This is a genomic window from Pseudomonas sp. NPDC077408, assembly GCF_050269105.1.
GTDB lineage: Bacteria > Pseudomonadota > Gammaproteobacteria > Pseudomonadales > Pseudomonadaceae > Stutzerimonas.
In genome coordinates, this window is sequence record NZ_JBNNHS010000006.1 from 14,032 (window position 1) to 33,988 (window position 19,957).

General features: G+C 60.3%; 21 protein-coding genes. 19 read left to right on the forward strand and 2 right to left on the reverse strand.

The features are described 5' to 3' along the window. Positions 1-13 precede the first annotated feature (13 nt). Positions 14-1,210, reverse strand: a complete 1,197-nt coding sequence (locus ACQKEK_RS15625) for a benzoate/H(+) symporter BenE family transporter (protein WP_499143699.1) — start codon at positions 1,208-1,210, stop codon at positions 14-16. A 300-nt stretch (positions 1,211-1,510) separates the two neighbouring features. Here ACQKEK_RS15625 and fliE point away from each other — a divergent pair, with 300 nt between their 5' ends. From fliE to flhB, 18 genes are all read left to right on the forward strand, one after another. Then, on the forward strand, positions 1,511-1,840 hold the full coding sequence (gene fliE / locus ACQKEK_RS15630) for a flagellar hook-basal body complex protein FliE (protein ID WP_073301514.1): 330 nt from the start codon (positions 1,511-1,513) through the stop codon (positions 1,838-1,840). 15 nt (positions 1,841-1,855) lie between these two features. Then, positions 1,856-3,643: a flagellar basal-body MS-ring/collar protein FliF gene (gene fliF, locus ACQKEK_RS15635; protein ID WP_128119088.1), complete on the forward strand. Its 1,788-nt coding sequence runs from the start codon at positions 1,856-1,858 to the stop codon at positions 3,641-3,643. After that, complete coding sequence (gene fliG / locus ACQKEK_RS15640) at positions 3,636-4,652, forward strand: flagellar motor switch protein FliG (protein WP_045425720.1); 1,017 nt, start codon at positions 3,636-3,638, stop codon at positions 4,650-4,652. Before fliF ends, fliG begins: the two co-directional genes overlap by 8 nt. A gap of 17 nt (positions 4,653-4,669) precedes the next feature. Continuing rightward, on the forward strand, positions 4,670-5,458 hold the full coding sequence (gene fliH / locus ACQKEK_RS15645; protein WP_499143700.1) for a flagellar assembly protein FliH: 789 nt from the start codon (positions 4,670-4,672) through the stop codon (positions 5,456-5,458). Then, positions 5,448-6,806, forward strand: coding sequence for a flagellar protein export ATPase FliI (gene fliI, locus ACQKEK_RS15650; protein WP_046162305.1), 1,359 nt, complete (start codon positions 5,448-5,450; stop codon positions 6,804-6,806). The genes fliH and fliI overlap by 11 nt, the downstream gene beginning before the upstream one ends. 3 nt (positions 6,807-6,809) lie before the next feature. Further along, entirely contained in the window at positions 6,810-7,262 is a 453-nt protein-coding gene (gene fliJ, locus ACQKEK_RS15655) for a flagellar export protein FliJ (protein WP_081262942.1), read from the forward strand. Between the two features lie 174 nt (positions 7,263-7,436). Further along, the gene (locus ACQKEK_RS15660) at positions 7,437-7,742 is read left to right on the forward strand and encodes an STAS domain-containing protein (protein ID WP_045425730.1); all 306 of its coding nucleotides are present in this window, start codon (positions 7,437-7,439) and stop codon (positions 7,740-7,742) included. Then, positions 7,742-9,448 carry a SpoIIE family protein phosphatase gene (locus ACQKEK_RS15665; RefSeq protein ID WP_499143701.1) on the forward strand — a complete coding sequence of 569 codons (1,707 nt, stop codon included), beginning with the start codon at positions 7,742-7,744 and terminating at the stop codon, positions 9,446-9,448. Before ACQKEK_RS15660 ends, ACQKEK_RS15665 begins: the two co-directional genes overlap by 1 nt. After that, positions 9,441-9,833: an Hpt domain-containing protein gene (locus ACQKEK_RS15670; RefSeq protein WP_499143702.1), complete on the forward strand. Its 393-nt coding sequence runs from the start codon at positions 9,441-9,443 to the stop codon at positions 9,831-9,833. The genes ACQKEK_RS15665 and ACQKEK_RS15670 overlap by 8 nt, the downstream gene beginning before the upstream one ends. 122 nt (positions 9,834-9,955) lie before the next feature. After that, the gene (locus ACQKEK_RS15675; RefSeq protein ID WP_499143703.1) at positions 9,956-11,197 is read left to right on the forward strand and encodes a flagellar hook-length control protein FliK; all 1,242 of its coding nucleotides are present in this window, start codon (positions 9,956-9,958) and stop codon (positions 11,195-11,197) included. Between the two features lie 202 nt (positions 11,198-11,399). Further along, positions 11,400-11,930 (forward strand): flagellar basal body-associated protein FliL, encoded by a 531-nt coding sequence (gene fliL / locus ACQKEK_RS15680; RefSeq protein WP_045425736.1) that lies wholly within the window; start codon positions 11,400-11,402, stop codon positions 11,928-11,930. 12 nt (positions 11,931-11,942) lie between these two features. Further along, a complete protein-coding gene (gene fliM / locus ACQKEK_RS15685; RefSeq protein ID WP_499143704.1) occupies positions 11,943-12,914 on the forward strand; it encodes a flagellar motor switch protein FliM in 972 nt (323 codons plus the stop codon). Positions 12,915-12,954: 40 nt separating this feature from the next. Beyond that, a complete protein-coding gene (fliN, locus tag ACQKEK_RS15690) occupies positions 12,955-13,425 on the forward strand; it encodes a flagellar motor switch protein FliN (RefSeq protein ID WP_128119093.1) in 471 nt (156 codons plus the stop codon). Between the two features lies 1 nt (position 13,426). Then, positions 13,427-13,846, forward strand: a complete 420-nt coding sequence (gene fliO / locus ACQKEK_RS15695; protein ID WP_064482600.1) for a flagellar biosynthetic protein FliO — start codon at positions 13,427-13,429, stop codon at positions 13,844-13,846. Then, complete coding sequence (fliP, locus tag ACQKEK_RS15700; RefSeq protein ID WP_499143705.1) at positions 13,846-14,622, forward strand: flagellar type III secretion system pore protein FliP; 777 nt, start codon at positions 13,846-13,848, stop codon at positions 14,620-14,622. The genes fliO and fliP overlap by 1 nt, the downstream gene beginning before the upstream one ends. 19 nt (positions 14,623-14,641) lie before the next feature. Then, on the forward strand, positions 14,642-14,911 hold the full coding sequence (fliQ, locus tag ACQKEK_RS15705) for a flagellar biosynthesis protein FliQ (RefSeq protein WP_045425749.1): 270 nt from the start codon (positions 14,642-14,644) through the stop codon (positions 14,909-14,911). A gap of 36 nt (positions 14,912-14,947) precedes the next feature. Then, a complete protein-coding gene (gene fliR / locus ACQKEK_RS15710) occupies positions 14,948-15,727 on the forward strand; it encodes a flagellar biosynthetic protein FliR (RefSeq protein WP_045425751.1) in 780 nt (259 codons plus the stop codon). Positions 15,728-15,763: 36 nt separating this feature from the next. Then, on the forward strand, positions 15,764-16,900 hold the full coding sequence (gene flhB / locus ACQKEK_RS15715) for a flagellar biosynthesis protein FlhB (RefSeq protein WP_499143706.1): 1,137 nt from the start codon (positions 15,764-15,766) through the stop codon (positions 16,898-16,900). Positions 16,901-17,103: 203 nt separating this feature from the next. Here flhB and sodC read toward each other — a convergent pair whose 3' ends face one another. Next, the gene (gene sodC, locus ACQKEK_RS15720; protein WP_499143707.1) at positions 17,104-17,625 is read right to left on the reverse strand and encodes a superoxide dismutase [Cu-Zn] SodC; all 522 of its coding nucleotides are present in this window, start codon (positions 17,623-17,625) and stop codon (positions 17,104-17,106) included. A gap of 204 nt (positions 17,626-17,829) precedes the next feature. Here sodC and flhA point away from each other — a divergent pair, with 204 nt between their 5' ends. After that, positions 17,830-19,950 (forward strand): flagellar biosynthesis protein FlhA, encoded by a 2,121-nt coding sequence (flhA, locus tag ACQKEK_RS15725; RefSeq protein WP_499143708.1) that lies wholly within the window; start codon positions 17,830-17,832, stop codon positions 19,948-19,950. The last annotated feature ends 7 nt before the right edge of the window (positions 19,951-19,957 follow it).

Here is a 19,957-nt window from a genome sequence, read left to right on the forward strand (position 1 = left end):
TCGCTGGGGCGATTTAGGCCGATCCCTTGGGTGCGCTGACGATCAACAGCGTCAGCACACCCGCTACCAACCCCCACAGCGCAGAGCCGATGCCGAATAGGGTCAGGCCCGACGCCGTCACCATGAAGGTAATCAGCGCCGCTTCGCGCTCACGCGGTGTTTGCATGGCCTGGGTCAGGCCGCTGCCGATCGAGCCGAGCAGTGCTAGCGCTGCGATGGATAACACCAGGGCAGCCGGGAAGGATGCGAAGAGGGCGGCCAGGGTGGCGCCGAAAACTCCGGCGATGCCATAGAAGACGCCGCACCAGACGGCTGCGGTATAGCGCCTTGCCGGGTCCGGATGTGCTTCCGGGCCACTGCAGATGGCCATGGTGATCGCGGCCAGATGGATGCCATGAGAGCCAAAGGGTGCCAGCAGCACCGAGGCGATGCCGGTCACCGAGATCAGTGGCGATGCCGGCACCTGATAGCCCTCAGCGCGAAGCACGGCCAGCCCCGGCATGTTTTGCGAGGCCATGGCAATCACGAATAGCGGAATGCCAATGCTGAAGATGGCGGCAAGCGATAGATCCGGTGTAGTCCAGACCGGCGCCGCGACTTTCAGGCTCAGCTCACTGAAGTTCAGCAGACCCATCATTGCCGACAGGCCGCAGCCAATTAACAGCGCCGAGAGCACCGCATAGCGAGGCTGAAAGCGCTTGGCGAGCAGGTAACTGAAGAACATGCCCAGCACCAGCACTGGCTGAACTTCCACGGCGCGAAAAATCTCGCTGCCGATGTTGAACAACACCCCCGCTAACAAGGCCGCCGCCAGCGAAGCAGGCACCTTGCGCATCAGCCGCTCGAAGCTGCCGGTAAGCCCGCAGAGCGCGATCAACGCTGAGGCGAAGATGAAGGCACCGATCGCTTCGCCGTACGGCACGCCAGGGAGGCTACTAATCAACAATGCTGCACCGGGCGTCGACCAAGCGATGACCACTGGCGTCCGGTAGCGCAATGACAGTCCAATGCTGCAGATCGCCATGCCAATCGACAGTGCCCATATCCAGGAAGAGATTTGTCCGCCGCTGAGCCCAGCGGCTTGCCCGGCCTGAAACATCAGCACCAGCGAGCTGGTATAGCCGGTGAGCATGGCAATGAAGCCGGCCACGACGGTAGAGGCCGAGCTGTCCTTGATTAGGTGGTGAGGCGGGGCGGCGGTGGCGGTCATCGTCAGCTTTGGGTCCGGATTCAGGAATGGATACGCCGGGGCGAAATCGCTGACAGACCAGGGTTTGGCCTACTTCAACGCATCGCGCCAGCGATACACGACAGGCTAGGGGGTTGCGCGCTTCGCGTCGCGGTACAGCCAGCAGCGTGATCAGCGTAACAGTGCCCTGACCTTGCTTGGCGCCGTTCGTCTCCCGCGCGGCGGCGGATAGGAATGGTCGTGCGGACAATGGCACCGATGTTGCTATTACTCCTGTGCCTGCTGCGAGGCGTCAAAAAAACCGCAGCTGTTGGAGGAATGATGAGTCAGGGTATTGAATTCAATCGCTTGATGCTGGAAATGCGGGCCATGCAGACCGATGCAATGGCACGCTCCAAGCCCGTGACTGCGGCCCCAGAAGTGGGCGCGCCGAGCTTTTCCGACATGCTCGGCCAAGCCGTCAATAAAGTGAACGAAACCCAGCAGGCTTCCAATCAATTAGCTACTGCTTTCGAGATGGGCCAGGGTGGCATTGATCTGACCGAAGTCATGATCGCGTCACAGAAAGCCAGCGTTTCCTTTCAGGCCATGACTCAGGTGCGCAACAAGCTGGTCCAGGCGTATCAAGACATCATGCAGATGCCGGTCTAAGGCAGGATTTGAACTATGGCTGACGCGCTTAGCAATGCCCCGGTGCCGGTTGGTTCGGATGCTCCGAAGAAGCCTTTGCTGGGTCTTTCCTTTCTGGAAAACCTGTCTGAAATGTCGATGCTGCGGCAGATCGGCCTGCTGGTCGGTTTGGCGGCGAGCGTTGCTATTGGTTTTGCCGTGGTGCTTTGGTCACAGCAGCCGGACTACCGGCCATTGCTGGGCAGCCTTGCCGGAATGGATGCCAACCAGGTGATGGAAACCTTGGCAGCCGCCGACATTTCGTACACGGTTGAGCCCAACTCCGGCGCCCTGCTGGTCAAGGCCGACGACCTTGCGCGTGCGCGGTTGAAGCTGGCAAGTGCCGGTATCGCTCCGACCGACAGCAATATCGGTTTTGAAATTCTCGACAAAGAGCAAGGCCTCGGCACCAGCCAGTTCATGGAAGCGACCCGCTATCGCCGTGGTCTTGAAGGCGAGCTCGGTCGCACCATTTCCAGTCTGAATAACGTCAAGGGCGCGCGCGTCCACTTGGCCATTCCGAAGAGCTCGGTATTCGTCCGCGACGAGCGCAAGCCAAGCGCATCGGTACTGGTCGAACTCTATCCGGGCCGCAATCTTGAGCCAAGCCAGGTGATGGCGATCATCAATCTGGTCGCGACCAGCGTGCCTGAGCTGACCAAGTCACAGATCACCGTAGTCGACCAGAAGGGCAACCTGCTATCCGATCAGCAGGAGTTGACCGAGCTGAGCATGGCCGGCAAGCAGTTCGACTACAGCCGTCGTATGGAGAGCCTTTACACCCAGCGCGTGCACAACATCCTGCAGCCGGTGCTGGGCAGCGGTCGCTACAAGGCTGAAGTGTCTGCCGATGTGGATTTCAGTGCAGTCGAATCCACGTCCGAGACCTTCAACCCCGATCAGCCCGCACTGCGCAGCGAGCAGAGCGTCAGCGAGCAGCGTCAGAGCAGCCTCGGCCCGCAAGGTGTGCCTGGGGCCCTTAGCAATCAGCCACCGGGACCCGCTGCTGCGCCCGAGAATGCTGTTGCCGGGCAGGCAGGCGCGGCGGGTGCTATCGCTCCGGGCCAGCCGTTGCTGGACGCCAATGGTCAGCAAGTCATGGACCCCGCGACCGGTCAACCGATGTTGGCGCCGTATCCGGCAGACAAGCGTGAGCAGGCGACCCGCAACTATGAGTTGGATCGGTCGATCAGCTACACCAAGCAGCAACAGGGACGCCTGCGTCGGCTGTCGGTTGCCGTGGTGCTCGATGACCAGATGACCATTGCCGCTGACGGCACCACCACTCGGGTACCGCGTACCGCCGAAGAACTGGCGCGCTTCACCCGGCTGGTACAGGACGCGGTCGGTTTTGATGCAAGCCGTGGTGACAGCGTCAGTGTGATCAATGCGCCGTTCGCCGCTGACTCGCTCGACGAGGCCTTTATTGAAAGTCCGTTCTACTCGCAGCCGTGGTTCTGGGACATCGTCAAGCAGGTGCTCGGTGTCCTGTTCATCCTGGTACTGGTGTTCGGCGTGCTGCGGCCCGTGCTGAACAACCTGACCAACGCCGGCAAGAGCAAGGAACTGCAAACAGTGGGCGGTGATGCCGAGCTCGGTGACATGGAAGGCATCGACGGGGCGCTGTCCAATGATCGAGTCAGTTTGAGCGGGCCGCAGAGCATCATGCTGCCAAGCCCGACCGAGGGATACGATGCGCAATTGAATGCCATCAAGAATCTGGTAGCAGAAGATCCGGGCCGGGTGGCTCAGGTCGTCAAAGAGTGGATCAACGCAGATGAGTGATGCTCGAGTTCCGGTCAAGCTGAACAAGATCGACAAGGCGGCGGTCTTGCTGCTTTCGCTGGGCGAGGCCGACGCGGCGCAGGTGCTGCGTCATCTCGGCCCGAAGGAAGTACAGAAAGTCGGCACGGCAATGGCGCAGTTGCGCAACGTGCAGAAGAACCAGATCGAACAGGTGATGGGTGAGTTTGTCGAGATCGTCGGCGACCAGACCAGCCTTGGAGTGGGTTCGGACGGCTATATCCGCAAGATGCTCACGCAAGCCCTCGGTGAGGACAAGGCTGGTGGCCTGATCGACCGCATCCTGCTCGGTGGCAACACAAGCGGCCTGGACAGCCTGAAGTGGATGGAGCCACGTGCCGTTGCCGATGTGATTCGCTACGAACACCCGCAGATCCAGGCGATTGTGGTGGCCTATCTGGACCCGGATCAGGCTGGCGAGGTGCTCTCTCACTTTGACCACAAGGTGCGGCTGGACATCGTCCTGCGCGTATCGTCGCTCAACACGGTGCAGCCCGCCGCGCTGAAAGAGCTGAACCTGATCCTCGAAAAACAGTTCTCCGGCAACGCCAATACCACGCGGGCAACGCTGGGCGGCGTCAAGCGCGCCGCGGACATCATGAACTACCTCGACAGCTCCGTTGAAGGCCAGCTGATGGATGCCATCCGGGATGTCGACGAGGATCTGTCGTCGCAGATCGAGGACCTGATGTTCGTGTTCGACAATCTTGCCGATGTCGACGACCGGGGCATTCAAGTGCTGCTGCGCGAAGTATCCTCCGATGTGCTGGTACTGGCGCTCAAGGGCGCCGATGAAGCGATCAAGGAGAAGGTCTTCAAGAACATGTCCAAGCGCGCCGGTGAATTGCTGCGTGACGATCTGGAAGCCAAAGGGCCGGTCCGCATCAGCGAAGTCGAAGGCGCCCAGAAGGAAATTCTCACTATCGCTCGCCGCATGGCCGAAGCCGGAGAAATCGTGCTCGGCGGTAAAGGCGGCGAGGAAATGGTCTAGCAAGGCACTGAAACTGAATGTCCAAGGAAAACCCCAGCGATGTGATCCGCGCGAAAGATGTCAGCGTTTTTGATCGCTGGGCCTTACCGAGCTTCGACCCTCTGGGTGCGGCACTGGAAGACCCAGAGATTGGCGAGGAGCCGGTTGAAGGCGAGGACTTGTCACGCAGCGAGGACGTGCCGGTCGAGGAAGTCAAACCTCTGACGCTCGACGAGCTCGAGGCCATTCGTCAGGAGGCTTACAACGAAGGTTTCAGTACGGGCGAAAAGGATGGCTTTCACGCCGGTCAGCTCAAGGCCAGGCAAGAAGCCGAGGCGGCGCTGAACCCCAAGCTGGAGAGCTTGGAAAAGCTGATGACGCAGTTGCTCGAACCCATCGCCGATCAGGATCGAAACCTCGAACACGCAATGGTCACACTGGTTAGCCAACTGGCGCGAGAAGTGATTCAGCGCGATCTGCTGGTCGACTCCAGCCAGATCCGCCAGGTGCTGCGCGAAGCGCTCAAGTTGTTGCCCATGGGAGCCAGCAACGTGCGCATCTACATCAACCCGCAGGATTTCGACCTGGTCAAAGCGCTGCGCGAGCGCCACGAAGAGACCTGGCGCATTGTGGAAGACAGTGATCTGCTGCCGGGCGGTTGCCGGATCGAGACCGAACAGAGCCGTATCGACGCGAGTGTCGAAACGCGCCTGGGCCAGGCGATCAGTCAGCTATTCGAACAGCAGCGGGAAAACGCCACCAGCCCGCCTGAGGCTGACCTGCATCTTGATCTCGGCTCGGGCGCGGAGCCAGCCGATGCGCCTTGAACGAACCAGCTTCGCCAAGCGCTTTGAAACCTATGGCGAGGCGATCAAGCTTCCCAGCCAACCGATCCTCGAGGGTCGGTTGTTGCGTATGGTCGGGCTGACGCTGGAAGCCGAAGGCCTGCGTGCTGCGGTCGGCAGCCGCTGCCTGGTGATCAACGAAGACAGCTACCATCCGACCCAGGTCGAAGCCGAGGTGATGGGGTTTTCCGGTGGCAAGCTGTACCTGATGCCGGTCGGAAGCCTAGCGGGCATCGCCCCCGGCGCGCGCGTGGTGCCCTTGGCCAATACCGGGCGTCTACCCATGGGGACCTCGATGCTGGGGCGCGTGCTGGACGGTGCTGGCCGTGCACTGGACGGCAAGGGCGGAATGAAAGCCGAGGACTGGGTCCCCATGGACGGCCCGGTGATCAACCCGCTCAAGCGCCACCCCATCAGCGAGCCGCTGGATGTCGGGATCCGCAGCATCAACGGCTTGCTGACCGTCGGCCGCGGGCAGCGTCTGGGGCTGTTCGCCGGCACCGGCGTGGGTAAGTCGGTCCTGCTCGGCATGATGACGCGCTTCACCGAGGCCGACATCATCGTCGTCGGGCTCATCGGCGAACGGGGCCGGGAAGTAAAAGAGTTCATTGAGAACATTCTCACCGAAGAAAGCATCAAGCGTTCGGTAGTCGTCGCCTCGCCAGCGGATGACGCGCCCTTGATGCGCTTGCGAGCCGCCATGTATTGCACGCGCATCGCCGAGTATTTCCGCGACAAGGGCAAGAACGTCCTGTTGCTGATGGACTCGCTGACCCGCTTCGCCCAGGCACAGCGCGAGATCGCTCTGGCCATTGGCGAGCCGCCGGCGACCAAGGGCTATCCACCATCGGTGTTCGCCAAGTTGCCCAGCCTGGTGGAACGCGCCGGCAATGCGGAAGAGGGCGGCGGCTCGATTACGGCGTTCTACACCGTCTTGTCCGAGGGCGACGATCAGCAGGACCCGATCGCCGACGCCGCGCGAGGGGTGTTGGACGGCCATTTTGTATTGTCTCGCCGGTTGGCGGAGGAGGGGCATTACCCCGCCATCGACATCGAGGCCTCAATCAGCCGGGTCATGCCGCAGGTGGTCAGCGCTGAACATATGCGCAACGCCCAGCGCTTCAAACAGCTCTGGTCGCGTTTTCAGCAGAGCCGCGATCTGATCAGCGTCGGCGCGTACGTACCTGGAGGCGATCCGGAAACCGACCTCGCCATCGCCCGACAGGCGGAGATGGTTCGCTACCTTCGGCAGGGGCTGGACGAAGCCGAGCATTTGGCCCAGAGCGAAGCGCTGCTGGCCAACGTATTCAATCCCAAGGCCGCAGGCTAATCCTTGCCAGCCAGCCGAGCGGCGCGCCTGGCGCCGGTGATCGATATGGCCGAGCGTGCCGAGCGAGAGGCCGCTAAGCTATTTGGCCAAGGCCAGACGCAAGTTGCCCAGGCCGAAGCCAAGCTGGGCGAGTTACGGCAATACTTCGCCGATTACCAGCAGCAGTGGATGGCTCAAGGCAGCCAGGGCGTGTCCGGCCAATGGCTGATGAACTACCAACGTTTTCTCTCCCAACTCGAATCCGCCATCGGGCAGCAGCAGCGCAGCCTGGATTGGCATCGCAACAACCTCGACAAGCTGCGCGAACAATGGCAGCAGCGACGAGCGCGGCTCGACGGACTGCGCAGACTGGTCGAGCGTTATCTGCAAGAGGCAAGGACCGCGGCGGACAAGCGAGAGCAAAAACTGCTGGACGAATTTTCCCAGCGACTCTCGAGTCGCCCTAAACAGGATTGAGGCTTGCTGCGCTGGGCTTAGGGTGCTAAATCTTCATCAGCTTCTTTACATTAGCGCGATTGGAATTGAAGCTGCAGGCCCTGGACGTGGCGCCACGCTGCGCGCCGGCACCAACCCAGCAATAACGACAGCCGTGGCGAAAGGCCACGACCTCGTTCGGATCAGGAGTGCTAGATGACCATCAGTTCACAGCTATCGGCAGATGGACAGGAGCTGACCATAACGATTCGAGGGCGCTTCGATTTCAACACGCACCAGGCTTTTCGCGATGCCTATCAATGTGCTGGGAGTTCGCCCCGACGCTATGTGGTCGACCTCAACGGCGCGACCTATCTCGACAGTTCTGCCCTTGGGATGTTGTTACTGTTGCGCGATCATGCGGGCAGCGACAAGGCCGATATTCGCCTGATCAATTGCAATCCTGACGTCCGCAAAGTCCTTTCGGTTTCCAACTTCGAACAACTGTTCGCGATCGCCTGATGCCTCGTCGGCTCTCCATACTCATTGCCGAGGATGGTGCGGCTGATCGCATGCTGTTGGCGGCTATCGTCCGCCAACAGGGCCATCACGTGGTGACCGCCGCCAATGGCGCCGAAGCGGTGGAGCTGTTCGAGCGCGAGCGCCCACAGCTGGTATTGATGGATGCATTGATGCCAGTGATGGACGGCTTCGAAGCGGCACAACAGATCAAGCAACTGGCCGGCAATGAGCTGGTGCCAATCATTTTTCTCACCTCGCTGACCGAAAACGAAGCGCTGGTTCGCTGCCTCGAGGCGGGCGGCGATGACTTTATCGCCAAGCCGTACAACCCGATCATTCTGGAGGCAAAGATCCAGGCCATGCATCGCTTGCGCCGACTGCAAGCGACGGTGCTGGAGCAGCGCGATCTGATCGGCCGCCGCAATCAACAATTGCTCGACGAGCAGCGCGCGGCCAAGGCCATTTTCGACAAGGTCGCTCACGCCGGCTGTCTTAACGCCCCCAACATCCGCTATCGACAATCTCCTCGAGCGCTGTTCAATGGCGACCTGCTGCTCGCTGCCCAAGCGCCGGCCGGCAGGATGTTCGTGCTACTCGGCGACTTCACCGGCCATGGTCTGCCGGCCGCGATTGGCGCCATGCCGCTGGCGGAAACTTTTTACGGAATGACCGCCAAGGGCTACTCGAGTAATCAGATCCTTCGCGATATCAACGCCAAGCTAAAGCTGATCCTGCCGGTCGAGATGTTCTGCTGCGCCACTTTTCTCGACATCAACCTCGAGCAAGGAATCTTGCGGGTGTGGAACGGTGGCTTGCCAGACGGTTATCTGCTCAAGGCCGTGAACGGCGCACGGTTGCCCTTGCGGTCCAGGCATTTGCCGCTAGGGGTACGAGAGGCGACGTCATTCGATGACACCTTCGAGACACTGCCTTTGGCGCTGGGCGACCGCCTGCTATTGCTGTCGGACGGGTTGCTGGAGAGCTGCAACGCCGATGATCAGCTGTTCGGCGAGCAACGGCTGCTAGCCGTGTTGGAGTCCAACTCCGACCCCGCGACGCTGTTCGACGACATTCAGGAGGCGCTGCATGCCTTCCATGGTCAAATACTTGACGACCTGAGCCTGGTTGAAGTGAGCATGATCGCCGAGCCGGGGGCGGTTGCGCCTCATCCGCTCCATGTTTACCCACTCGGAAGCCGAGAGCAGCGCCCGAGAGATTGGTCGACTTGCTTCGAACTACGACCCGGCAGCCTGCGCTCGGCTGACCCTTTGCCGATGGCGATGCAGCTTTTGCTGCAGATTTCGCCCCTGCGGTACCGTGTCGGCACCATTTTTACGGTGTTGACTGAGCTTTATGCCAACGCCGTGGAGCATGGGGTGTTGTTGCTCGACTCGTCCATCAAGTCTGACGCGGAAGGCTTTGCCAGCTATTACCGGGAACGCCAGCGGCGCCTGGACGCGCTTAGCGAAGGCTTCGTGTCTATCGAGTTTACCGTCAAGTCTGAAGGGGCCAATGGGGCCCTGCGCATCGCTGTTCGCGACAGCGGGCCGGGCTTTGATGTGCAGTGTGCATTGAACCAGCAATACTGCAGCGAATACCTGGGAGGGCGAGGACTACGCATGATTCGCCAGTTAAGCGAGCGATTTTATTGGCAGCCCGATGGGAAGGTGCTCAACGTGGAGTTTCACTGGTCCGGTCATGCATAATTCGCCGTTTACCGCCAGGAGCATCTCCGTGGCCGAACATCTCGACACCAGCGTGCTGGTCACCCTTCAGGAAGTGATGGAGGCGGAGTACCCGGTGCTGCTGGACACCTTTCTCGTCGATTCCGAAGAGCGACTGCGGCTGTTGCAGGCGGCCTGTCGGAGCGGCGAAGCAGAGAGCTTGCGTCAGGCTGCGCACAGTTTCAAAGGTAGCTGCAGCAACATGGGCGCCGCGCTGCTGGCAGAACTTTGTCGTGAGATGGAGGAATCCGCCAGGCGCGACCAGCTGGATGAGGCGCCGGTCCTGATTGAGCGCATCGAACGGGAATTTGCCATTGTGCGCATTCTCTATCGCGCCGAACGCCAGCGTTGGGGAGGACCTGGCTAACAGGAACCTTTTCTCTGCAGTCCCGCAGGGGTCGCGACGCTGCCGCTGAACCTTCGTTCGCAACCGAGTGGCCCGGAGTTTGCTTGAGCATGAGCACGTCTCCATCCTCAGCGGAAAGATCCATGGCCGTTTCCCCCGATCTGTTGCTCAATATCAAGGCCCCGACCGCCGCCGCCAAGGCAGCGAACACATCCCCCAAGCCGGCCCAACAATCCAGTCGTGACGAGGCCTCCAGCTTCGCTAACGTCTACGCGAAAGAGCGTCAGGGTAAGCCTGCCGAGGCGCAAAACGCGGCGGCGAAGCCGGCCCGGGACAAGCCGACTGGCGAGGAGCCGAGTCAGGAAACCGACAAGGCAAGCGGCACCGAAAAGCCGGCAACCGCCGAAACCGGCAATGACTTGCCTGCCAGCCTCGAGACGGTCGATGACAGCGTGCCGAACCCCGAGGCCGAGCTTGATCCGCTGTTGCTGTTCGGCATGGGCGGGCAGGGTACGGTCAGCGAGGCGTCGCCCGTCGACGAACTGCCGCTGCCAGACAGCGAGTTACTGGTTGGCCTGGCACAACCGGTTGTGGCTGCCGAGAGTCTCGAGGCAGAAGGCGAGACGGTACTGGCAGGGCAACGTACGCTGGAGCTTCAGTTGGCGAACCAGAAAAGCCCTGTCACGACTTCCGTCTTGGTTGAGGAAGGCACGAGCGATGCGCAAGAAACTCTCCCCGCGGCTCTGCTTGAAGGCGAGGCCCTGGCCGACGAGAGCGACGATCGCTCGATGGAGGAAGGTTTCGGTGAACTGCTCGAGAAGTTGGACGCGTCGAAGGATAGTCGCCCAAGCGTCAGCGGAGAGGCGGCACTCAACCGGCTCAATCCATTGACTCAGGCGCTTGCGCAGCAGAATCAGACCCAGCAGCTGCAGCGGCCTACGATGGTGCCAGGACAACCTGTGCAGATGCAGCAGACCGGCTGGAGCGAAGCCGTGGTTGATCGAGTGATGTGGTTGTCCAGCCAGAACCTCAAGTCGGCCGAAATTCAGCTTGATCCGGCCGAGCTGGGCCGCATGGAGGTTCGTATCGATATGACCAAGGATCAAACCCAGGTGACCTTCCTCAGCCCGCATGCAGGCGTACGCGATGCGCTGGAAGGGCAGATGCAGCGACTGCGCGATATGTTCGCCCAGCAGGGGATGACGATGGACGTGAACGTCTCAGACCAGTCGCGAGGTTGGCGCGGTGACGGCGGCGGCGAATCGCGTGATCGTGGCGCCGCCGGTGTATCGACTGCAGGGGATGATGAGGTCGTTCAGGGCAGCATGGAGATCAGCTCTGCGCGTACCGGTGGCGATCGCGGCTTGGTGGATTACTACGCGTGACCGTAACGTGCTGACAGGACCGGGCTTCGCGCCCGGTTTTTTTTGCTCACGGCAACCTGAGTCTCCGACTATTCGTCTACAAAAGACGGACGCGCCATGGCAATCGTTTACGCTGCCTGTTCGCTAGCCGATACTTTGGCACAGCAGTTGCTCGCTTCCTTAATTAGGCGAGTGAAAACACTTGTAATGACGGATATTTGGCATGGCAAAGAAACAAGGACCTCCGGACGTTCCGAGTCCTGCGGCTGCGACCGAAGGAAAGGGCAAACTGAAGCTGATCATTCTGATTGTCTTAGGATTGCTGTTGGCCGTCGGGGTGTCGGTGGGCGCTACCTTGTACTTCATGTCTCAAGGCGAGGCAGATAAGCCGGCGGACGATGCTGCCAGCGAGGATGCTGCGCCCCAGCGCCAAGCGGCAATCTACGAAGTGCTGGCACCGGCTTTTATTGTCAACTTCACCAATGCCGGTGGGCGTCAACGCTACATGCAAGTAAGCGTTGCGCTGATGTCGCGTGATCAGGCAGCGCTCGATGGATTAAAGGAACACATGCCGTTGTTACGCAATCAACTGGTCATGTTGTTCTCCAGTCAGGACTTTGCCAGCCTAGCGACGCCTGTCGGCCAAGAAATGCTGCGGCAGCAGGCGACCGCCAGCGTTCAGGAACTGGCGCAGAAGGAAATTGGCAAGCTCGCGATCGAGCAAGTCCTGTTCACCAACTTCGTATTGCAATAGGGGTCGTTTCAGATGGCTGTTCAAGACCTGCTCTCGCAAGACGAGATCGACGCGCTCCTGCACGGAGTCGATGACGGTCTGGTCGATACCGAAAGCGATTCCGAACCGGGCAGCATCAAGAGTTACGACCTGACCAGCCAGGACCGGATCGTCCGTGGGCGCATGCCTACCCTGGAAATGATTAACGAACGTTTTGCCCGCTACACACGCATCAGCATGTTCAACCTGCTACGCCGCTCGGCAGACGTATCAGTAGGCGGCGTGCAGGTGATGAAGTTCGGCGAATACATTCACTCGCTGTATGTGCCGACCAGCCTCAATCTGGTGAAGATCAAGCCGCTGCGCGGAACGTCACTGTTCATCCTCGACGCCAAACTGGTGTTCAAACTGGTAGATAACTTCTTTGGCGGTGACGGGCGCCATGCAAAGATCGAGGGCCGAGAATTCACGCCCACCGAACTGCGTGTGGTGCGCATGGTTCTGGACCAGGCTTTCGTCGATCTGAAGGAAGCCTGGCACGCGGTACTCGACGTCAATTTCGAATACGTGCATTCGGAAGTGAATCCGGCGTTGGCCAACATCGTCAGCCCCAGCGAAGTGGTGGTCGTGTCGACATTCCATATCGAGCTCGAGAGTGGCGGTGGCGATCTTCACATCACCATGCCGTATTCGATGATCGAGCCGATCCGCGAAATGCTCGATGCCGGTTTCCAGTCCGATGTAAGCGATCAGGACGAGCGCTGGGTAAACGCGCTGCGCGAGGACGTCCTCGATGTGAGCGTGCCGCTCAGTGCGACGGTGGTGCGGCGTCAGCTCAAGCTGCGCGAGATTCTCAATATGCAGCCGGGCGATGTGATACCGGTGGAAATGCCGGAAGACATAATCATGCGCGCCAACGGCATGCCGGCTTTCAAGGTCAAGCTGGGTGCGCACAAGGGCAACCTGGCATTGCAAGTGCTCGAATCCGTATTGCGACCACGTTGATTCAGACTTTATTCAATTACCCGCCGGTCGAGGATTAGCGATGGCAGATGAACACGAAAACACTTCCCCCGAGGAGCAGGCGCTGGCCGACGAGTGGGCTTCGGCACTGGCCGAGGCCGGTGACGCCAATCAGGATGATATCGATGCCTTGCTGAACCAGGGCCCGGCAGCAGCGCCGGCGCCGCCTCGTGCGCCGCTGGAGGAGTTTGGTAGCAGTCCGAAGTCGGCTGCTGTGCCCGCAGGACTCGAAGGGCCGAACCTGGACGTCATTCTGGATATCCCGGTGTCGATCTCGATGGAGGTCGGCAGTACCGAAATCAGCATTCGCAATCTGTTGCAGCTCAATCAGGGTTCGGTGGTCGAGCTGGATCGGCTGGCCGGCGAGCCGCTGGATGTGCTGGTGAACGGCACACTGATCGCCCACGGCGAAGTGGTGGTGGTGAACGAAAAGTTTGGCATTCGTCTGACTGACGTGATCAGTCCGAGCGAACGCATCAAGAAGTTGCGCTGACATGCGGTTCCTGGCGCTCCCCTCGCTGTTACTGGCTTTTCCAGCGGTGGCCGCTGAGCCCGCAGCAAGCATGAGCAGCACTGGCATGGGCACACAGATGACCAAGTTGCTGCTTGGGCTGCTGCTGGTGATCGGCCTGATCTTTCTGCTTGCCTGGTTACTTCGCCGGATGCAGCAGCTGAACCCGCGCAGCAACCAGGCGATCAAGCTGATCTCGAGCCACGCGCTGGGCCCTCGCGAGCGGCTAGTGCTGGTGCAGGTCGGCAGTGAACAAGTGCTGCTCGGCCTGAGCGCCGGTCGGATCACCCCACTGCATGTGCTTGAGGAGCCGGTACACCTGCCGGATGCCGAGCCGGCCAACCCGGAGTTTGCCCAGCGCCTAATGGAGCTGCTCGGGCGGGACCATAAGGACAAGCCCTGATGCTTCGATTGTTGTTGGCGGCCCTGTTGATTCTGGCCGCCCCGTTCGCTGTGGGCCAGGATGCGGGTGGTTTGATCGCGCAGGGCGACAATCCTCTGTCGATACCGGCCATTACCCTGAGCACGGATGCCCAAGGACAGCAGGAATATTCGGTCAGCCTGCAGATTTTGCTGATCATGACAGCGCTGAGTTTCATCCCGGCGTTCGTCATGCTGATGACCAGTTTCACCCGCATCATCATTGTCTTTTCGATCTTGCGTCAGGCGCTGGGCCTGCAGCAGACACCGTCGAACCAGATCCTGGTGGGCCTCACCATTTTTCTGACGTTGTTCATCATGGCGCCGGTGTTCGAACGCATTAACAACGAGGCGGTGCAGCCCTATCTAAACCAGCAGCTGTCTGCGCCCGAGGCGATTTCACGGGCCGAGGTGCCGTTGAAGAACTTCATGCTCGCGCAGACTCGCGAAAGCGATCTGGAGCTGTTCGTGCGGCTGTCCCGCCGGACCGATCTCCAGACCCCGGACGCGGCGCCGCTGACCATCCTGGTTCCGGCATTCGTGACCTCCGAACTGAAAACCGCGTTCCAGATCGGCTTCATGATCTTTATCCCGTTCCTGATCATCGACATGGTGGTCGCCAGCGTGCTGATGGCGATGGGCATGATGATGCTCTCGCCGCTGATCATCTCGCTGCCGTTCAAGATCATGCTGTTCGTGCTGGTCGATGGCTGGGGTTTGATCATCGGTACGCTGGCCAGTAGTTTCGGCACGCTCTAGGGCCTATACGGAGACACGCATGACACCCGAAGTCGCGGTTGACCTGTTTCGTGAGGCCCTCTGGATGACCGCCATGATCGTTGGCGTGCTGGTCGTGCCCAGTCTGCTGGTCGGCCTCGTGGTGGCGATGTTTCAGGCGGCCACCCAGATCAACGAACAAACGCTGAGTTTTCTGCCGCGCCTGTTGGTCATGCTGTTGACGCTGATCTGGGCCGGCCCTTGGCTGGTTCGAGAGCTGATGGAGTACACCCAGGGTCTGGTCCAGAACATTCCGCTGATCATCGGTTGACCCTGATGATCGATACCTCGCGCCAGGTGCGCGCCCGTGCTTGAACTCAGCGATGCGCAGATCGGCGCCTGGGTCGGGCAGTTTCTGCTGCCGTTGTTTCGCATTGCGGCACTGCTGATGAGCATGCCGATCATCGGTACTCAGTTGGTGCCGATGCGGGTTCGGCTCTATCTGGCGGTCGCGATTGCGGTCGTCCTCGTGCCTGGGCTGCCAGCAGTACCGATGGTGGACGCGCTGAGCGGGCAGGCGCTGGTGTTGATTGCGGAGCAGATCCTGATCGGGGTCATGCTGGGCTTCGTGCTTCAGCTGTTCTTTCAGGTGTTCATCGTGTCCGGACAACTGCTTGCCATGCAGATGGGTTTGGGCTTCGCGTCGATGATCGATCCGGCTAATGGTGTTTCGGTGCCGGTGATCGGCCAGTTCTTCAATATGCTGGTGATTCTGCTGTTCTTTGCGATGAATGGGCACTTGGTGGTGCTGGAAATCCTCACCGAAAGCTTCGTTACCCTGCCGATCGGCGGCTGGCTGGTTGGCACCAACCATTTCTGGGAAGTGGCCGGCAAGCTTGGCTGGGTGCTCGGCGCCGGCCTGTTGTTGGTACTACCAGCAATTACGGCACTGCTTGTGGTCAACCTGGCGTTCGGCCTGATGACCCGCGCTGCGCCGCAGCTGAACATTTTTTCGATCGGTTTTCCGCTAACGCTAGTGCTCGGCTTGATCATCGTCTGGATCGGCATGGCCGACATTCTTGCCCAATACCAGACCTTCGTCAGTGAAGCCTTGGCGATGCTCCGCGAACTGATCGGTCTACGCTGATGCTGATTCGTTCCTTAATGCTGCCGGAGGCCGTACATGGCTGAGAGCGAAAGCGGTGCCGATAAAAGCGAGGAACCCACGGAGAAACGCATCCGTGAGTCCCGTGAAAAAGGCCAGCTGGCCCGCTCTCGTGAATTGAACACCGTGGCGGTAACGTTGGGTGGCATTGGCGGTTTATTGGCGTCTGGTGGCAGCCTGGCCGGCAGCCTGATGGCCATCATGCAGGGCAGCTTCGAGCTCAGCCGCGAAACCCTGCTGGACGAAGCCTCCATGGTGAGGCTGTTGATGGGCAGCGGCATGATTGCGCTGGAAGCCATCATGCCGCTGCTGATCGTGCTGCTGCTCGTCTCGATCATCGGCCCGGTTTCGCTGGGTGGCTGGCTTTTCTCAGCCAAGGCGATGGCACCCAAGTTCAGTCGTATGAACCCCGGGCCAGGCCTCAAACGGATGTTCTCGACCAAAGCGCTGGTCGAGCTGCTGAAGGCACTGGGCAAATTTCTCGTTGTTTTGTCGGTGGCGCTGGCCGTGCTCAGTGCCTATCAGGACGACCTGCTGTCGATCGCCAAGCAGCCGCTGGATCTGGCCATCATGCACAGTGTCGAGGTGGTCGGCTGGTGCGCGCTGTGGATGGCCTGCGGGCTGATTTTGATTGCCGCGGTGGATGTCCCTTTCCAGCTTTGGGACAACAAGCAGAAGCTGATGATGACCAAGCAGGAAGTGCGCGACGAGTACAAGGACAGCGAGGGTAAGCCCGAGGTCAAATCGCGGATTCGACAGCTGCAGCGCGATGCTGCCCAACGCCGGATGATGCAGGCCGTCCCTGACGCCGATGTGGTCATCACCAACCCGACCCACTTCGCCGTAGCGTTGAAATACGACGGCAGCAAAGGCGGGGCGCCAATGCTGGTGGCCAAGGGTGGGGATTTTGTCGCTCTGAAGATTCGCGAAATCGCCAACGAGCATAAGGTGACGGTGCTTGAGTCCCCTGCGCTGGCGCGAGCGGTGTACTACTCAACCGAACTCGACCGGGAAATTCCAGCGGGGCTGTACCTCGCTGTGGCCCAGGTACTGGCGTACGTATATCAGCTACGCCAGTACCGCTCCGGCAAGGGCAAGCGGCCAGATCCGTTGAGCAGTCTGCCCATTCCACCGGACTTGCGCCGCGATGAATGATCGAGTGGGAATACGCTCGGTGTGAAGTTTGGTGTTTCGAGGTTTGAAACGTTGGGCGTGGAGCCGTCCGGTAGGTTAGTTCGCCGTCCTCCGTGTTCATCTTCTTGGCGGGTTGAGCCGTCCTACCGGACTGGTGGGCTTCAGCCCACCAATGCGGATCTCCGGGTCGCAGAGGCCCAGCCCGACTGAAGCCTGAAGCCGCGTTACTCGATCACGCCGCAGGCCACCCGAGCGCCGCCACCGCCGAGCGGTTTGGGTTCATCAGAATAGTTGTCGCCGCCTTCGTGAACCATCAGGGCGTGGCTTTTGAGATCGCCGAGGCTCTTCAGGCGCGGCGCCAGGACTGGTTGGTTGGCCTTGCCCTCGGCATCAACCACCAGGACGGGCAGGTCACCCATGTGTCCCTCACCCCAAGGTTCGCCATGCTTGCCAGCGTTCTTCGGATCCCAGTGGCCGCCGGCTGCAACGGCTGCGGCCTGCTTGCCGTCTTTCTCTGCAGGCTGGCAGCTGCCATTGGCGTGGACGTGGAAGCCATGCGCGCCGGCGTTCAGGCCAGACAAATTCGGACGAAATACAAGACCCTGATCGGTGGTTTCGATCTTCACAGTGCCGACAGAGCTGGCAACGCCTTGATCGTTGACCTTGTTCATTTCGACTGAAAGGGTTTCGGCCTGCACGCCAACCGCGGCGCAGCTAGCCATTGCAGCGATTAACCACTGTTTCATAGCACGCTCCTGTTTGACTTAAGGAGGGCAGCGTCACGCCACCCGTCGACTGTCTGACTGCCTCAGCCCAGGCGCGTTCGATTGGCCCGTCGTGGGCGGGTGGGGCCGTATCGATGCGGGATCGAAAATTGGACTCCTTCTTGCTATAGCTCGAACAGGATGCGTTTTCGCGTCAATTCTTTGTTCTTGTCTGACGGGGTCTACGTGGATCGCACGCAACTCATCAATTTCGGCAATGGCCTAGCGGGCGCAGGGCGGGGCAACCTGGGTGTGCCGCTGCTGTTGCTGGTGATGATGGGCATGATGATGTTGTCGGTGCCGCCGTTCCTCCTGGATCTGCTGTTCACCTTCAACATCGCCTTGTCGATCGTCGTGCTGCTGGTCAGCGTCTATGCATTGCGGCCGTTGGATTTCGCCGTGTTCCCGACCATTCTGCTGGTCGCCACGCTGATGCGCCTCGCGCTCAACGTGGCGTCGACGCGGGTGGTGCTGATCAACGGCCATGAGGGCGGATCGGCGGCGGGCCATGTAATCGAGGCCTTCGGTAACGTGGTAATCGGCGGCAACTACGTCGTCGGTATCGTCGTCTTCGCGATCCTGATGATCATCAACTTCGTCGTGGTCACCAAGGGTGCCGGGCGAATCTCCGAAGTCAGCGCGCGCTTCACCCTCGATGCCATGCCTGGCAAGCAAATGGCGATTGACGCCGACCTCAACGCCGGATTGATCGATCAATCCGAAGCCAAGTTGCGCCGTGTCGAAGTTGCCTCCGAGGCGGACTTCTACGGCTCCATGGACGGTGCCAGCAAGTTCGTGCGCGGCGATGCCATTGCGGGCCTGCTGATCCTGTTCATCAACCTGATTGGTGGCGTCGGCATTGGCATGGTTCAGCATGGGATGAGCTTCAGTGAAGCCGGCCAGGTATATGCACTGCTGACCATCGGTGACGGCCTCGTGGCGCAGATCCCCTCGCTGTTGCTGTCGACTGCAGCCGCAATCATGGTGACCCGTGTCACCAGCTCCGAAGACATGGGGCAGCAGATCAACCGGCAAATGTTCGCATCGCCAAAGGCGCTGGCGGTCTCGGCCGGCATCATGATCGCCATGGGCCTAGTGCCCGGAATGCCACACATGTCCTTTCTGGGTCTCGGTGGAGCTGCCGCTGGCGCCGCGTACTGGATATGGCACCGTCAGAAGCAGGTCAAGCAGGAGGCCGAGCAGGACGTGCAGAAACAGCAGGAGATGCTGCCGGCACAGCGTGCGACGGAAACCAAAGAGCTCGGCTGGGACGATGTGACGGCTGTGGACATGGTCGGATTGGAAGTCGGCTATCGGCTGATTCCGCTGGTCGATCGCAATCAAGGGGGGCAGCTACTGGCCCGGATCAAAGGCGTGCGCAAGAAGCTCTCCCAGGATCTCGGTTTCCTGATGCCGTCAGTTCACATCCGCGACAACCTCGATCTGCTGCCCAATGCCTATCGCTTGACGCTGATGGGCGTCAGCCTGGCGGAAGCAGAGGTGTATCCGGATCGCGAGCTGGCGATCAATCCGGGCCAGGTGTTCGGCCCGCTCAACGGCATCGCCGCCAAGGATCCGGCTTTCGGCCTGGAAGCGGTGTGGATCGAGGCCAGCCAACGCGATCAGGCGCAGTCGCTCGGCTACACGGTGGTCGACGCCAGTACGGTGGTGGCGACGCACCTCAACCAGATATTGCATAAGCATGCCCATGAATTGCTCGGGCATGAGGAGGTCCAGCAGCTTCTGCAATTGCTGGCCAAGAGCTCGCCCAAGCTTGCGGAAGAGCTGGTGCCTGGGATGATCTCATTGTCCACTTTGTTAAAAGTGCTGCAGGCACTGCTGCAAGAGCAGGTGCCGGTGCGTGACATCCGGACCATCGCCGAAGCCATCGCCAACGTCGCCGCCAAGAGTCAAGATCCCGCCGCGATGGTGGCGGCGGTGCGTGTCGCGCTGTCTCGTGCAATCGTGCAAAACGTTGTCGGGCTTGAGCCGCAGCTGCCTGTCATCACGCTTGAACCCAGGTTGGAACAGATATTGCTCAATAGCCTTCAGAAGGCAGGACAAGGCTCGGAAGATGGCATCCTCCTCGAGCCGGGAATGGCCGAAAAGTTGCAACGTTCTCTGGTAGAAGCGGCACAGCGTCAAGAAATGTTAGGTAAGCCGGCGATTTTGCTGGTGGCAGGTCCGGTCCGCGCGATGCTGTCGCGATTCGCCCGGCTCGCTGTACCGAACATTCATGTCCTGGCCTATCAAGAAATACCGGATAACAAGCAGGTCACCATCGTTTCGACGGTGGGTCAGAATTAACTGAGGG